The following is a 14324-nucleotide window of genomic DNA, read 5'->3' on the forward strand; positions in this document are numbered from 1 at the left end:
CTTACTTATCTTCCATCAACGTTTTGCGTCCATTCATCTACCGTGATTATTACCTATCTGGTGCATTCAGTCAAGTCTTTGTCATACCGCCGAGCCGTTCAATCAGCCGGGTCCGCCGGCGTGGTTCTTCCTCTTGGGAAGCTTTATAAAAGGCACGGGGATCTCCGAACAACAACAAACTGGCTTTTGCCCGTGTGACGGCCGTATAGATGAGATTACGGGAATGTTTAAAGGCTCCGGTGAAAAAGACCGGCATCAGGACAATCGGAAACTCCGACCCTTGTGCTTTATGAATCGTAATCGCATACGCATGCGTGAATTGATCCCACTCACTCCGGTTGTATTCGACTTCTGTCTGATCGAACCGGGCAATGATTTTATCCACCTTGTCGACATTTTCCTTTGCAAAAAAGATGTTGACGATTTCGCCGATATCCCCGTTATAGACATTTTCTTCCGCATTATTGACGAGCTGAAGAATTTTATCTCCACTCCGGTAAATTCGTGTCCCTTGTTTGACTTCCCGTTTTTTGGGCGCTTCCGGATTATAGACCTGTTGCAGGACGATGTTCAGTTCATCGATTCCTACCTGTCCACGATACGTCGGCGCCAGGATTTGGACGTCAAACTTCGAATAGCCTTTCGCCAGTGCTTTTTCCGCGAAGGCGGCGATACCGCGTAACGACTCTTGCGGGGCGAGCGAATAAAATCGCCGGTCAGATAACGGAGCAAGCAAGTCAGCTGACGTGACCCGGTTTTTCAAATCGTGAGCCAGCCGAAGAATCGAGGAATCCTCGGCTTGCCGGTGAACGACATTGAGCCGAACGACCGGAATTCCGTCTGTGTCCATTAAGTCGGCCAGGACTTGTCCCGGTCCGACCGACGGCAGTTGATCACGATCGCCGACAAATAAAATCTTCATGCCATTCGGTACCGCTCGTAACAAACTCGATAACAGGTAGATATCTATCATCGATGATTCATCAATGATCAAAACCTTGCCCGAGATCGGTTGGTCTTCGTCCAATTGAAAATTTGACCCGTCATATTTTAACAAACGATGGATGGTCATCGCCGGAACATCCGTCGCTTCCGACAAGCGTTTTGCCGCTCGTCCGGTTGGAGCAACAAGGACATAGGGATAGACCTCACCCGACTTGACCTGACTTTTTTCAAGCGGCCAATCATGAATTTCCTGCAGCGCGTGCAAAATCCCTTTAATGACGGTCGTCTTCCCGGTACCCGGTCCACCCGTCAAGACCATCAACGGCGCTTTGACCGCCAGTTCGATGGCTTCCCGTTGTTGGACTGCATATTCCATCCCGAACCGTTCTTCGAGCTGACCGATGGCCGACAAAATCGTCGCGACATCAACTTCCTGCTCCGCTCCGTTCGCCATGACACGGGCCAGTTCCTTTGCCGCCCGGACTTCCGCATAAAAAATCGTCGGCAAATACAAACAGCCTTCTTCGAGTTTGACCTTATCTTCGTTCAACAACAGTTCGATGGCTTGTTCGAGACGGTCGCCGGGATCTTCTCCGAGTAGACGGGGTGCCCGTTGCAACAGTGATTCGACGGTTGCAAACGCATGCCCCTCTCCCGCCTCCTGTTCGAGTATATGCATGATGGAGGCTGCGACCCGTTCCGGATGCAAGCCGATAAGCCCCAGATGCGAGGCGATTTGATCAGCTGTCTTAAAACCGATGCCACTGACTTCGTACATTAAAGAATAAGGATTTTCCCGAATTCTCGCCATCGCGTCTCCTTCATATGCCGCATAAATCTTCGCCGCGAGTTTCGGAGTAACATCAAACGGGGCTAAAAAAAGCATCAATTGATCAACACCGTATAGGGTTGCGAGTCGGCTGAAGATGACATCGGCCTGTTTTTGTTTCAGTCCAGGGACACGGTCAAGTGCCTTGCTGTCTTTTAAGATGATATCGATTGCATCTTCACCAAGAGCATCGACGATGTTTTTCGCTGTTTTCGGACCAATGCCGGTAAACGAACCGTTCGTCAAAAAACGGACGGCTGCGTGTTTCGTCATCGGAACCGACCGGCGGATCAACTCTGCTTTTAGTTGTTTACCGAATCGCGGATGATCAATCAATCGTCCGAATGCTTGATACGTTCCGCCGAGTTCGATTCCGACACCGGTTCCTGTGACGACGAGTTCTGTTTCTTTTAATTCAAAGTTCTTTTCTTTAATTGCCATCAAAACGATGGAATGGGCTTCTTCTTCGGAGGAAAAAAGCACACGTTTAATGCGGCCGACTACTTGATGGGGGTGCTCCATCACTCCACCTGCTTTCTGTCTGAACTCCATTACGCTGTTCCAATCATAGCATTCGTTTAAGGGATTTTAAATGAGGGAAACATTTCTTGAATCAATAATTGAATGGAGGAACAAATCATGGGACGATTGCCAGTTGCCGGATTGTGTGAATTAGTGCTGGAAGTGGAAGATATGGAACGGGCTGTTGCCTTTTGGAACGGGACGCTTGGTATTCCGATTGTTGAACAGTGGGCACCGGAAGATGCCGAGCCGAGTCATGAACAGGAAAAGCAGGACGGCGTTTGGGCAACGTGGTTGTACATTGGCGGAAACACCCGTCTCGGCCTTTGGCTCAAACGTGACTTTACAATGGAAGAACGGACAGTCAAACACCTTCCTGTCACAGAGTGGGACAGCTTGTACGATGAAGGCGGAGTCCATGTCCATTGCGCCTTTTATGTCGAGAAAAATGAATTCAAAGAAGCCCTTGATCTGTTGCGTACTGCTTCAATTGATGTCAAAATTCGTGAATGGGATGAACAGGAGACATCGAATGATAAGGAGTACTCCGCTTACTTTAAAGATACGGAACAAAATGTCATCGAACTGTATACGAAAAACATGGACGAAGCGTATGAAGACTTTTCCGGTCCACCGTTACGAATCGTACGTGAAGTCGGACATTAATGAAAAAAGCGTTGCGAAACCGGGATGTTCATCGGTCGCAACGCTTTTTTTAGTTCAATAAGGCATCCATCTTCGCTTTCGCATCCTGTGCCATCGTATGGTTCGGCTGATAAGCAAGAACAGTTTCGAGTTCCGTATAACATGCTTCCTGCTGACCTAAAAAAGCCAGTGCAATGGCATAGTTATAACGGGCATCCGTGTGTGTCTCTTCCAGCAATAATACCTGCTCGAAGATTTCAGCCGCTTCTTCAATCTGTTCGTTCTGAGCAAGGGCAAGACCGTACTGGAAGGCGATTTCAACATCTACACCGTTCAGTTCCGTGGCTTGCTTCAAACGTGGAATTCCCCGGACCGGATCACCCAGCTTTTGATATGTCAGACCGAGCATGAAATGAAGATCCGCGTCATCGAGTCCATGTAACAAAGCAAGGCGCAATGATTCTTCGGCTTCCACCAGTAAATCCGCCGAGAAATATAATGCCCCTTTGGCATAATGGGCACTGGCAAACGTTGGATCAATCGTCAATGCCTTATCGTAAAACCGGAGTGCCCGGTCAGCATCGTCCATTGATTGGAGCAATGTCCCTAAATTGACGTAACCTGTCGGATCATTTGGTTGTTCTTCGATGGCATCGTTAAAAGCTTGAGCCGCCAGTTCATAATTCCCGGACTCCAGATGTCGGAACCCGACTTCGTTGTAGTTCATTTCATTCTCTCCCTTACGCAAGATACGTTAACTGTTTGCCCGCTTTGTATGCATCGTCAATCGTCGCCCCGCCAAGACAGATATCTCCGTCATAGAAAACGACAGCTTGTCCCGGTGTGATTGCCCGTTGCCGTTCGTCGAACGCGACGTCTAACCGTCCGCCGTCCAGAATACGAACGGTCACAGGTGTATCCGTTTGACGGTAACGGAACTTCGCTGTACAACGGAATTCTGTCCCGACCGGCATCGTTGCCGTCCAGCTGATATCAGACGCATATAACCCCTCTGAATAAAGCAATTCATTATGAAATCCCTGCTCAACGAACAGGATATTCTCTTTGAGGTTTTTCCCGACGACGAACCATGGTTCTCCGTCTCCGCCAATCCCGAGACCGTGGCGTTGTCCCATCGTGTAATACATCAGACCGTCATGACGTCCCATCGTTGTACCGTCAAGTGTCCGCATTTCACCCGGTTGCGCCGGCAGATACTGACTGAGGAACTGTTTGAAATTCCGTTCCCCGATGAAACAAATACCGGTCGAATCCTTTTTCTTCGCCGTCGCGAGGTTCGCTTCTTCGGCGATTTTCCGCACTTCTGATTTTTCCATGTGTCCAATCGGGAACATCGCTTTAGCGATTTGATCCTGCGACAGTTGGTTCAAGAAATACGTTTGATCTTTGTTTGTATCGACGCCGCGTAATAATTTATGCTCACCGTCTTCATATACAGCCCGCGCATAATGGCCCGTCGCAACAAAATCTGCCCCTAAGCGCATCGCATGGTCAAGAAATGCTTTAAATTTAATTTCTTTATTACACATGACATCCGGATTCGGTGTCCGGCCAAGTTTATATTCCTCCAAGAAGTACGTAAAGACTTTGTCCCAGTACTCTTTTTCGAAATTGACTGCGTAATACGGAATGCCGATTTGATTGGCGACAGCGATGACATCTTCGTAATCTTCCGTTGCTGTACAAAATCCGTTTTCGTCGGTATCGTCCCAGTTCTTCATGAAGATTCCGATGACGTTGTATCCTTGTTCTTTTAATAAATAAGCCGTAACGGACGAATCGACGCCGCCGGACATCCCGACGACGACCGTTGTTTCCTCCGGTGCTTTTGCGCGTGTATTCATTGTTTTCACCTCTTAATTGTTCTGAAACGATTTTACGACATCTATCAGGCCTTGTGCGAGCAGTTCGACTTGTGCCGCATCGTTTCCACGGCCGAAGCTGATCCGGACCGATTGTTTCGTTCGCGGATTTTCACCGTACATCGCCGACAGGACATGCGACGGCTCAACCGATCCTGCCGTACAGGCACTTCCGCTTGAAACGGCAATCCCCCGCATGTCGAGCATAATTAAAAACGGTTCAATTTCGACGTTTGGGAAATACAGGTTGAGGACTTGCGGCAATCCTTCCGCCCCGTTGACTTCAAAATCAATCGTTGAGGCTCGCAGCCGTTCGAGCAACATCGTCCGTAACAGCCGGTACTGTCGAGTCTGCTCTTCCCGCTCCGTTGCCGTCAGCCGGACAGCTTCCGCAAACCCGACAATTCCGGCGACGTTTTCCGTTCCGGCACGACGCTTGCGTTCCTGTTCCCCACCATACGATTGAGGCGCTAACTTGATAGCAGACCGGACATATAATATTCCGACGCCTTTTGGTCCATTGATTTTATGACTCGATGCCGACAGCAAATCAATGTGCATCGCTTCTACATCGATGGGCGACTTCGCAAATACTTGAACAGCATCCGTATGGAACACAATCTGTTGTTCACGCAAGAAACGACCGCATGCCGCAATCGGCTGGACCGTTCCGACTTCGTTATTCCCGAACATCATCGATACTAAAATCGTATCCGGTCGAACTGCTGCACGTAAAGCCTCTTCCGTCACGATGCCCGACTCCGGAATATCAAGATACGTCACGTCAAATCCACGTTTCTCCAGTTCCTCGAAAGCATGAAGTACGGCATGGTGCTCAAACCGCGTTGTGATGACATGACGCCCTTTCGATTGATACTGGATGGCAGCACCGAGGATGGCATAGTTATCGGATTCCGTGCCACCGCTCGTAAAGATGATTTCCGTCGGTCTGGCGTTTAATTCCGTCGCCATCATTCGTCGTGCCGTGTCAATCGCAGCCCGCCCTGTTCGTCCGAATGCATGGACGCTTGACGGATTTCCGAATTGTTCAAGCATGTATGGTGTCATCTTCTCGAGCACTTCGGGCCGCATCGGCGTCGTTGCAGCGTGATCAAAATACATCATCGTTTTTCACCTCTCATATATAAAACATATAACCTGTATCGTCTTCTTCCGCTAAATCCTTTAATGTCGTCGTATCAAGTACTTGATCCACGGCACTTTGAATTTTATCCCACAATTTCCGTTTCGTCACTTCGTCACAATTGTCGCCTTCGACGACGACAAGCGGACCTTCGAGCAGACGGATGATATCCCCTGCGGTAATGTCTTCGGCTGAACGGCCTAATTTATATCCACCGTATGCTCCGCGAACACTTTTGACGAGACCGCCGTTACGGAGCGGGGCAATCAATTGCTCCAGGTAGTGCTCGGACAGATCATACATCTGCGCAATTTTTTTTAAAGACAATGGCTTTGCCTCGCCTCCTTTGGCGAGTGCAATCATGATTGTCAGACCATAACGGCCTTTTGTCGAGATTTTCATCATGCGAAAAGACATCCTTTCTAGTATAGTAGTAGCTAAAAGTTGAAAGAAGGAACGCTACCTATGGCTAATTTATTTGAATCACATTCTCCGGCCGGGCCACTTGCCAATCGGATGCGCCCTCAATCACTGGATGAAATCGTTGGCCAACGCCATTTGATTGGAGAATCGACCCTGTTACGCCGGGCTATTTTGGCTGACCGGCTCGGAACCGTTATTTTCTACGGACCCCCTGGAACCGGAAAAACGACGCTCGCCCGTGTCATTTCCAGTTATACGAAATCAGCATTTGAACAGTTGAATGCCGTCACGGCAAAACTGGATCAGTTGCGTGAAGTCTTAAAAGCAGCGGAATCCCGTTTGCAGTTTGACCAACAAAAAACCATTTTATTTTTAGATGAAATCCACCGTTTCAATAAAATGCAGCAGGATGCCTTACTGCCGGCACTCGAAGCCGGAACAATCACGTTGATTGGCGCAACGACGGAAAACCCAAGTTTTGAAGTCAATGCTGCCCTGTTATCCAGGGCGACTGTTTTCCGGTTCGAGACACCGACGACAGACGATTTGCGCGTTGTTCTGCACCGGACTTTAGAAGACCCGGACCGCGGTCTCGGCAAGTATCCGGTCACTGTCACCGAGGAGGCCGTCGAGCATTATGTGAAGCTTTCGGACGGTGATTACCGGGCACTGCTCAACGCCCTCGAACTCGCCGTTCTGACAACACCGGAAATTGACGGTGAAATCACGATTGACCTTGCTGTAGCCGAAGAATCGATTCAGCAAAAAGCTTTGAAATACGATAAAGACGGAGACCGGCATTACGATGTCATCTCGGCCTTCATCAAGTCGATTCGCGGCTCGGATCCCGACGCTGCCCTTTACTGGCTTGCTGTCATGATTGAAGCCGGGGAAAGCCCACGCTTCATCGTCCGCCGCCTCTATGTCCATGCAGCAGAAGACATCGGATTATCCGATCCACAAGCGCTACTGATCGTTGATGCGTGTGCCCGGGCCTGTGAGTACATTGGTTTTCCGGAGGCACGAATTCCGCTTGCTGAAACTGTGCTGTATCTCGCGACTGCTCCGAAATCAAACACTGTCATTACAGCGATTGATCAGGCACTTGAACTCGTCCGTCGATCAGATGGTGGTCCGGTCCCTCCGCATTTACGGGATGCACATCATGCCGGTGCCGCAGCACTCGGCAATGGTGTCGAATATCAGTATCCGCACCAGTTTCCGCATGCGTATGTCAAACAGAACTATTGGCCGGAAAACCTGGCACGAACCAAACCGGTTTTTTATAAGCCGAGTCCACGCGGATTCGAAAAACAATTACAGGCACGGCTCGATTTTTGGAAAAAACAACCGTAAACGATTAGAAAAAGCGACCTGCTGAGGTCGCTTTTTTAACGGACACGTTCGATGATGACGCCAGCTTCCCGGACAATCTCATTGATGACATAACTTGCCGCAATCAATCCACCAACCGATGGAACAAACGCGTTTGAACTCGGCGGCATTTTAGCTTTCCGAATAAACGCTTCATCGTTACCGACGACTTGACGGACTTCTTCGATGATTTTGACCGGTGGTTCATCCGAAAAGACGACCGGGACTCCTTTATGGATTCCTTCCTTACGCAGGCGCGTCCGGATCACTTTTGCAAGCGGATCGTAACTCGTATCTTTAATATCAACGATCTTGATTCGTGTCGGATCCATCTTGTTCGCCATTCCCATACTCGAGATAATTGGAATCTGACGTTGTTTACACTCTTTAATCAAATGAATCTTAAACGATACTGTATCCGAAGCGTCAATCACATAATCTGGATTTTCTGCAAAAAAGGCTTCGAACGTTTCTTCGTTGTAGAACATTTTCAAGCGGACAATTTCTAAATCCGGATTAATTTGCATCAAACGATCCGCCATTGCATCGACTTTCGGCTGACCGACTGTCGGTAACAAGGCATGGATCTGACGGTTGACGTTTGTGATATCGATATCATCTTTATCAACAAGAATCAAACGACCGACGCCGCTGCGGGCCAGGGCTTCCGCCGAAAACGAACCGACGCCGCCGATTCCTAAAATCGCAACAGACTTGGATGCCAATGCGTCAAGTCCGGTCTTACCGATTGCCAATTCATTACGTGAAAATTGATTTAACATCTCATAACCTCACAATACTCATACTGTTTTACTCGGAATTATATCATAAAAAAAAACGTCATGCGACGTATGGTGTGATTCATCTAAAAAAAGAAACGATGGGACCCGAAGTGCCGTGTCGATACCTTATTTTTGAACCTGCTGCGCAGGTGGGTGTCTTATCCGATTCCTATTCGTACGTCCTCCTGCTGTGTTACGAGGCATGTACTACTAGTTGGAACGTCAAACTCCCTATCAAAAAAGAGTGGCTCAAAGATAAAAGGCGGCTCTCGTACATCTCAGGAACCCCATCTGTTGCATTTAATATAGCATTCCCCTTATCGAAATGCAACTGGTTCTGACTCTTAAAATTTGGTCATTTTTCAGTCGTTTCGCTTGACATCCAGCGCCGGATAAATGCTTTGGCCGGATCATATTTTTGTTGTTGAAATTCAGGATTAAACCGTGGTGTCCGGGTCGCATTTCCAACGCCTGCAATATAAGCCCAGTTCCCGTAATTGGAGGCTACATCGTAATCAATCAACTGCTGTTCAAAGTATCGCGCACCGATCCGCCAATCCTGCTTTAAGTCATGAATCAGATAACTGGCCGTAATCTGCCGTCCACGGTTCGACATCCAGCCGGTCTCCTTGATTTCCCGCATGAACGCATCGACAAACGGTTCACCCGTCTCCCCTGCAATCCAGGAATTAATCGCCGCTGGATCCGTCTTCCAGGTCAAGTGTCCGTCCCGTAACCCATTGGAACGGAACAGCCGGTATCCTGTCTCACGCATCGTCAAGTGGAAAAAGTCGCGCCATAACAATTCGAAATACAACCAGTATGTTGATTCATTAGCGTCATGCTCGCGTTCGGTCCGTTGAAGTTCTGCCATGACCCGTCGCGGGGACAGCGAACCGTTTGCCAGCCAGGCGGATAATTTCGAAGAGTCATCAACGTCAAAGCCGTTTCGTGTTTCTTTGTAGGTAAAAATCGGCCGTTCCAAATATGCGGCTAATCGGTCCAGTCCTGCCGACTCGCCTCCCGTAAACGGGAACGCAGTTCGCGGGTCGTAGCCTGCTCTCGTTTGCGGTGATTCGATGTACCGAACTTCCCCCGGTGCTTCGATTGGATCCGCAAAGCGGCCGTCATGCTCAACTCTTTTCCGGAACGCCGTGAAGACACGTTTCAGTTCGTCACTGCCGATATCTTCCCGGAGATGAAGCGTCTGGGTCTCATACATTCGCGTGGTAAAATGTTTTTGCACTGCGTTTTCCTGTCGTGCTTCGTACTCACCCGTCATCCGGTGAAAGTAAACGATGTCCTCCGGTTGAACAAACGATGTCAGTTGTTCGACTGTCTCCCCTTGTAAAATCGTCAGTTCGACGCCAAGTTGTTCTAAGTGTTCCCGCAAGGACTGAAGCGTTTCCTGTTCAAACCTTACTTGCTGTTTTCCACGGTCTCCGGATTCCTGCTGGATAAATACTGCACGGACCGTGTTTTGTTCGTTGCATGCACGCATCAATGCTTCATGATCGTCGACCCGCAAATCTTTTCGATACCATACGACTCCTGCCACGTCATCAGCTCCTTTCTCTTTTCTACCCGTACTATCTCAATCTTATTTCCTTTCGCAAAGAACCGATGTGCCGGAAAGGTTTTAACTTTTTGCTTTCGTGGAATATGATTAGTACAACTTACTAAGGAGTGAATTATTTCATGGCTGCTAAAAAAGGTAAATTAAGAACATTAATCACGCTTGCTACGACGGTCGGACCAATCGTCTACAAATTCTATAAAAAACAGCAATCTAAAAAATCAATCAATACACCAAAACGATAAAACAGCAAAACGTGCTTCTCTTTTTTGAGAAACACGTTTTTTTGTGTGTGAAGGATGTGTCCGTCAGCGATAAGTTTATCTGCCGATCCATTTATTTTTTACTGACCCCGGTGCTTCCCGCTTCATAAAACCGCCACGGATAGGCTGTCGCTTCTCCGGCATTCGGAATCCCGATCCGGGTTGTCTGGATGACGTCAGTAACTGGACCGGCTTCAATCTGAAAACGGTGATCCGTATAGAGATCCGTTCCGGAATCCTCCGTCATCAACCCGAACGCTTGGCATAATTTGGCGGGACCATTGACAAGATTTTTTTGTTCGGTTTTCGTCAGTTCCGCATACGGTTTTCCGAAACGGCGGGTCGCAACGAGATCATGTCCGTGGACGACTTCCGCCCCGCGCAACAAAATTCCGTATCCTTCCCCTACTTCCCCGCAGACGATGTTCAAACAATGATGCATGCCGTAGGTAAAATACACATAAATATGACCGGCCGGTCCAAACATCGGTGCCGTCCGTTTTGTTGGTCGTCCACTGTAAGAATGGGCGGCTTGATCGTGCGGTCCGAGATATGCTTCCACTTCGACAATCCGCATCGTGACCTCATCAACCGTCAACAGACTCCCTAACAGTTCCGGCGCCACCTCAACCGGTGACCGTTCAAAAAAAGTGCGCTCCATCACGAATCCTCCTCCATTAAAAAAACAGATTCCCCTCATGACTGAAGGAAATCTGTTGGTATTATGATTGTTTGACAGCTGTCCGAATCGACAGTTCGTTCAGTTGTGCGTCTGAAACCGGGCTTGGTGCCGCTGTCAGCAGATCGCTTGCCGAAGCTGTTTTCGGGAATGCAATCGTATCACGTAAGTTCGTCCGGCCAGCAAGCAGCATAATGAGACGGTCAAGACCGAGTGCAATACCTGCGTGCGGCGGCGTGCCGTACTCGAACGCCTCCATCAGGAAACCAAACTGTTCATTTGCTTCTTCTTCCGTGAAGCCAAGCAGTTTAAACATCCGCTCCTGGATATCACGTTCGTAAATCCGTTGTGATCCGCCACCGAGCTCATACCCGTTCAAGACGAGGTCATAGGCTACGGCAAGGACGCTGCCCGGGTCTGTCTCGAGTTTCTCGAGATCTTCCCGGCGCGGCATCGTGAACGGATGGTGGTTCGCATAAAAACGGCCGTCCGCTTCTTCGAACGTTACGAGTGGGAAGTCTGTTACCCACAGGAAGTTGAAGACGGTTTCGTCAATCAAACCGAGTTCTTTCCCGAGTTTTTGTCGCAGTGCACCGAGGCTGTCGGCAACGATCGAAGCTTTTGCTGCGACGAAAACAAGTAAGTCACCGGCTTCAGCTGCCGTCGCTTCCACGAGTCGGGCCGTTGCTGTCTCGTCAAAGAACTTCGCGATTGGACCGTTCAGTCCGTCTGCTGTCACTTTGACCCAGGCAAGACCCTTCGCTCCATAAATCGCTGTGAATTCTTGTAATTTATCGATGTCTTTGCGGGAGAACTGATCGGCTGCGCCTTTGACATTCAACGCTTTGACTTCGCCGCCTGATTCTAGCGCCATGTCGAAGACTTTAAAGCCGGCTCCTGTGACTGCTTCTGCGACATCAATCAATTCAAGACCAAAACGCGTATCCGGTTTATCTGAACCGAACCGGCTCATCGCTTCTGCATACGGCATCCGCGGGAACGGTGTCGTGATGTCTTTTCCGAGCGTTTCTTTCATGACACGTGTCATCATTGATTCCATCATTGCATATAAATCTTCAACATCCATGAAGCTCGTTTCGATATCGACTTGTGTGAATTCCGGTTGACGGTCGGCCCGTAAATCTTCGTCACGGAAACAACGGGCAATTTGGAAGTACCGCTCAAAGCCCGAAACCATCAACAATTGCTTAAACAATTGCGGTGATTGCGGCAAGGCGTAAAACTCACCCGGGTGAACACGACTCGGAACCAAATAATCCCGTGCGCCTTCCGGTGTCGATTTTGTTAAGATCGGTGTCTCGACTTCGAGGAAATCCTGTTCGTCAAGGAAGTTCCGCATGATGTTCGAAGCTTTCGAACGCAGACGGAATGTCTCTTGTAACGACGGACGACGAAGATCGAGGTAACGGTATTTCAGACGCAAATCTTCTGATGTCTGTTCCGCTTCCTCACTGATCGGGAACGGCGTCATTTTTGAAGCGTTTAAGATGATGACTTCGTCTGCGACGACTTCGACTTGTCCGGTCGGGATGTTCGGGTTCGGATTTTCACGCTGGACGACCGTCCCTTTGATATCGAGCACGTATTCCGAACGAATCGATTCCGCCAGGCGGTGCGCCTGTTCGTTTTCCGGTTGGAAGACGACTTGGACGATCCCGGTCCGGTCACGAAGATCAAGGAAAATTAATCCTCCGAGGTCACGTCTTTTTTGGACCCATCCTTTTAATTGAACGGCTTGGCCGATTGTTTCTTCTGTTACGGTTCCGTTCATGTGTGTACGTCCGATCATTATGCTTCCTCCTTTAATTTCGCGACAATCGTATCGGCAACAGCTGATAATGGCACATCAATCTGTTCACCGGTCGACATGTCTTTTAACGCTGCTGCTCCACGTTCGACTTCTTCGTCTCCCAAAATGACAGTGAAGCGGGCTTTCATCCGATCGGCTGCTTTGAATTGTCCTTTGAACTTCCGTCCGAGATAATCACGGTCAGCGGCAAGTCCTTCGAGACGCATCAATTGCAACAGGCGTGTTGCCGTTTTTTCAACTTCTTCGTTGCCTTGCGCGACGATGAAGACATCAATCGCATCATCGATTTCCGGCAGGACACCTTCATTTTCAAGCGCCATCAACAGACGTTCGATCCCGATTCCAAATCCGATTCCCGGTGTAGCCGGTCCACCGATTTGTTCGACGAGTCCGTTATAACGTCCGCCGCCGCAAAGCGTCGTGATTGCGCCGAATCCTTCTGCTTCCGACATGATTTCAAACGACGTGTGATTGTAGTAATCAAGTCCTCGGACCAGTGTCGGATCAATCACGTATTCGATGCCGAGCGCATCCAGGTGCAACAGGACTTGATCGAAATAGTCTTTCGAAGCCGGGTTCAGGAAGTCGAGGATCGACGGCGCTGTCGCCATGCTCGGGTGATTACGGTCGACTTTGCAATCCAGTACCCGGAGCGGATTCGCTTCGAGACGGTTCTGACAATCCTGGCATAGCTCGTGGGCGACCGGTTTGAAGTGATTGACCAGTGCTTCCCGGTGCGCGGCGCGGCTTTCGCTGTCTCCGAGCGAGTTGATGACGAGCTTCAGTTTTTTCAGACCAAACGAGCGGTAAATACTCATCGCAAGACTGATGACTTCTGCATCGATTGCCGGTTCTTCGCTGCCGAGTGCCTCGACGCCATATTGGTGTAACTGGCGGAAACGACCGGCTTGCGGACGTTCATAGCGGAACATCGGTCCGATATAAAAGAGTTTGACCGGTTGATTGGCGGCGCCGTAGAGTTTATTCGTCACGAATGAACGAACGACGGCTGCTGTCCCTTCCGGACGAAGCGTAAATTGTTCCTTCCCGCGTTTTTCAAGCATGAACATCTCTTTTTGAACGATGTCCGTCGTCTCACCGACACCCCGTTTGAACAACTCTGTTTCTTCAAAGATCGGTGTCCGGATTTCTTTATAGTTGTACCGTTTACTGATCTCCCGCAATTGGTTTTCAATATACTGCCAACGTTCTACTGTACCCGGAAGTACATCAAACGTTCCGCGTGGTAATTTCATCCTAATTCCTCCTTTTTGAATACAAAAAAAGTCCTCGTCCGCAAAGGGACGAGAACCTGAAGATCCCGTGGTACCACCCTGGTTGCTGAAAATTCTCAGCCACTCGGTGCAGTTAACGCCTGCCTACGATTTTCCCTACTCTGTTCGTTTCAGGAAAATACCTCAAAAGGGT

The 14324-nt window shown here is 49.2% G+C and carries 13 protein-coding genes, 1 other RNA gene and 2 other annotated features (2 of these 16 running past the window's edge); of the genes, 3 read left to right on the forward strand and 11 right to left on the reverse strand.

Annotated elements, in window-relative coordinates:
• Window positions 1-28 (reverse strand) — a binding site (T-box leader) (it extends 190 nt beyond the left edge of the window).
• A gap of 42 nt (window positions 29-70) precedes the next feature.
• On the reverse strand, window positions 71-2326 hold the full coding sequence (locus HNY42_RS12155) for an SF1B family DNA helicase RecD2 (RefSeq protein WP_255508349.1): 2256 nt from the start codon (window positions 2324-2326) through the stop codon (window positions 71-73).
• An 87-nt stretch (window positions 2327-2413) separates the two neighbouring features.
• Between HNY42_RS12155 and HNY42_RS12160 the strand changes: the two genes are divergently transcribed.
• A complete protein-coding gene (locus HNY42_RS12160; protein WP_131502705.1) occupies window positions 2414-2962 on the forward strand; it encodes a VOC family protein in 549 nt (182 codons plus the stop codon).
• A gap of 49 nt (window positions 2963-3011) precedes the next feature.
• Here the strand turns inward: HNY42_RS12160 and HNY42_RS12165 are convergent, their stop codons facing one another.
• The 4 genes from HNY42_RS12165 to cymR are packed head-to-tail and all read right to left on the reverse strand — an operon-like array spanning window position 3012 to window position 6370.
• Entirely contained in the window at window positions 3012-3668 is a 657-nt protein-coding gene (locus HNY42_RS12165) for a tetratricopeptide repeat protein (RefSeq protein ID WP_131502706.1), read from the reverse strand.
• Window positions 3669-3681: 13 nt separating this feature from the next.
• Entirely contained in the window at window positions 3682-4806 is a 1125-nt protein-coding gene (gene mnmA, locus HNY42_RS12170) for a tRNA 2-thiouridine(34) synthase MnmA (RefSeq protein ID WP_131972448.1), read from the reverse strand.
• 12 nt (window positions 4807-4818) lie between these two features.
• Window positions 4819-5949 carry a cysteine desulfurase family protein gene (locus HNY42_RS12175; RefSeq protein ID WP_188004550.1) on the reverse strand — a complete coding sequence of 377 codons (1131 nt, stop codon included), beginning with the start codon at window positions 5947-5949 and terminating at the stop codon, window positions 4819-4821.
• Between the two features lie 13 nt (window positions 5950-5962).
• Window positions 5963-6370: a cysteine metabolism transcriptional regulator CymR gene (gene cymR / locus HNY42_RS12180; protein WP_026827839.1), complete on the reverse strand. Its 408-nt coding sequence runs from the start codon at window positions 6368-6370 to the stop codon at window positions 5963-5965.
• Between the two features lie 63 nt (window positions 6371-6433).
• Here cymR and HNY42_RS12185 point away from each other — a divergent pair, with 63 nt between their 5' ends.
• A complete protein-coding gene (locus tag HNY42_RS12185; protein ID WP_131502709.1) occupies window positions 6434-7747 on the forward strand; it encodes a replication-associated recombination protein A in 1314 nt (437 codons plus the stop codon).
• A gap of 35 nt (window positions 7748-7782) precedes the next feature.
• Here the strand turns inward: HNY42_RS12185 and HNY42_RS12190 are convergent, their stop codons facing one another.
• From HNY42_RS12190 to HNY42_RS12200, 3 genes are all read right to left on the reverse strand, one after another.
• Complete coding sequence (locus HNY42_RS12190) at window positions 7783-8547, reverse strand: tRNA threonylcarbamoyladenosine dehydratase (RefSeq protein WP_131502710.1); 765 nt, start codon at window positions 8545-8547, stop codon at window positions 7783-7785.
• A gap of 98 nt (window positions 8548-8645) precedes the next feature.
• Window positions 8646-8835: non-coding RNA, 6S RNA (gene ssrS / locus HNY42_RS12195), on the reverse strand.
• A 67-nt stretch (window positions 8836-8902) separates the two neighbouring features.
• On the reverse strand, window positions 8903-10105 hold the full coding sequence (locus HNY42_RS12200; protein ID WP_188004551.1) for a DASH family cryptochrome: 1203 nt from the start codon (window positions 10103-10105) through the stop codon (window positions 8903-8905).
• Window positions 10106-10245: 140 nt separating this feature from the next.
• Here HNY42_RS12200 and HNY42_RS16290 point away from each other — a divergent pair, with 140 nt between their 5' ends.
• On the forward strand, window positions 10246-10368 hold the full coding sequence (locus HNY42_RS16290) for a hypothetical protein (protein ID WP_012370953.1): 123 nt from the start codon (window positions 10246-10248) through the stop codon (window positions 10366-10368).
• Between the two features lie 91 nt (window positions 10369-10459).
• Here the strand turns inward: HNY42_RS16290 and HNY42_RS12205 are convergent, their stop codons facing one another.
• From HNY42_RS12205 to hisS, 3 genes are all read right to left on the reverse strand, one after another.
• On the reverse strand, window positions 10460-11047 hold the full coding sequence (locus HNY42_RS12205) for a DNA-3-methyladenine glycosylase (RefSeq protein WP_131502712.1): 588 nt from the start codon (window positions 11045-11047) through the stop codon (window positions 10460-10462).
• Between the two features lie 61 nt (window positions 11048-11108).
• A complete protein-coding gene (aspS, locus tag HNY42_RS12210) occupies window positions 11109-12875 on the reverse strand; it encodes an aspartate--tRNA ligase (protein WP_188004552.1) in 1767 nt (588 codons plus the stop codon).
• On the reverse strand, window positions 12875-14152 hold the full coding sequence (hisS, locus tag HNY42_RS12215) for a histidine--tRNA ligase (protein ID WP_114595342.1): 1278 nt from the start codon (window positions 14150-14152) through the stop codon (window positions 12875-12877). The genes aspS and hisS overlap by 1 nt, the downstream gene beginning before the upstream one ends.
• A 41-nt stretch (window positions 14153-14193) precedes the next feature.
• Window positions 14194-14324 (reverse strand) — a binding site (T-box leader) (it continues 93 nt past the right edge of the window).

Source organism: Exiguobacterium sp. Helios (assembly GCF_014524545.1).
GTDB lineage: Bacteria > Bacillota > Bacilli > Exiguobacteriales > Exiguobacteriaceae > Exiguobacterium_A.

What these genes read in the sequence shown, in the direction of transcription:
- HNY42_RS12160 (WP_131502705.1), top strand. Translation starts at nt 2,414, where the DNA reads ATGGGACGATTGCCAGTTGCCGGATTGTGTGAATTAGTGCTGGAAGTG.
- HNY42_RS12185 (WP_131502709.1), top strand. Translation starts at nt 6,434, where the DNA reads ATGGCTAATTTATTTGAATCACATTCTCCGGCCGGGCCACTTGCCAAT.
- cymR (WP_026827839.1), bottom strand. Translation starts at nt 6,370, where the DNA reads ATGAAAATCTCGACAAAAGGCCGTTATGGTCTGACAATCATGATTGCA.
- HNY42_RS12175 (WP_188004550.1), bottom strand. Translation starts at nt 5,949, where the DNA reads ATGATGTATTTTGATCACGCTGCAACGACGCCGATGCGGCCCGAAGTG.
- hisS (WP_114595342.1), bottom strand. Translation starts at nt 14,152, where the DNA reads ATGAAATTACCACGCGGAACGTTTGATGTACTTCCGGGTACAGTAGAA.
- HNY42_RS16290 (WP_012370953.1), top strand. Translation starts at nt 10,246, where the DNA reads ATGGCTGCTAAAAAAGGTAAATTAAGAACATTAATCACGCTTGCTACG.
- aspS (WP_188004552.1), bottom strand. Translation starts at nt 12,875, where the DNA reads ATGATCGGACGTACACACATGAACGGAACCGTAACAGAAGAAACAATC.
- HNY42_RS12155 (WP_255508349.1), bottom strand. Translation starts at nt 2,326, where the DNA reads ATGGAGTTCAGACAGAAAGCAGGTGGAGTGATGGAGCACCCCCATCAA.
- HNY42_RS12190 (WP_131502710.1), bottom strand. Translation starts at nt 8,547, where the DNA reads ATGTTAAATCAATTTTCACGTAATGAATTGGCAATCGGTAAGACCGGA.
- HNY42_RS12205 (WP_131502712.1), bottom strand. Translation starts at nt 11,047, where the DNA reads ATGGAGCGCACTTTTTTTGAACGGTCACCGGTTGAGGTGGCGCCGGAA.
- mnmA (WP_131972448.1), bottom strand. Translation starts at nt 4,806, where the DNA reads ATGAATACACGCGCAAAAGCACCGGAGGAAACAACGGTCGTCGTCGGG.
- HNY42_RS12165 (WP_131502706.1), bottom strand. Translation starts at nt 3,668, where the DNA reads ATGAACTACAACGAAGTCGGGTTCCGACATCTGGAGTCCGGGAATTAT.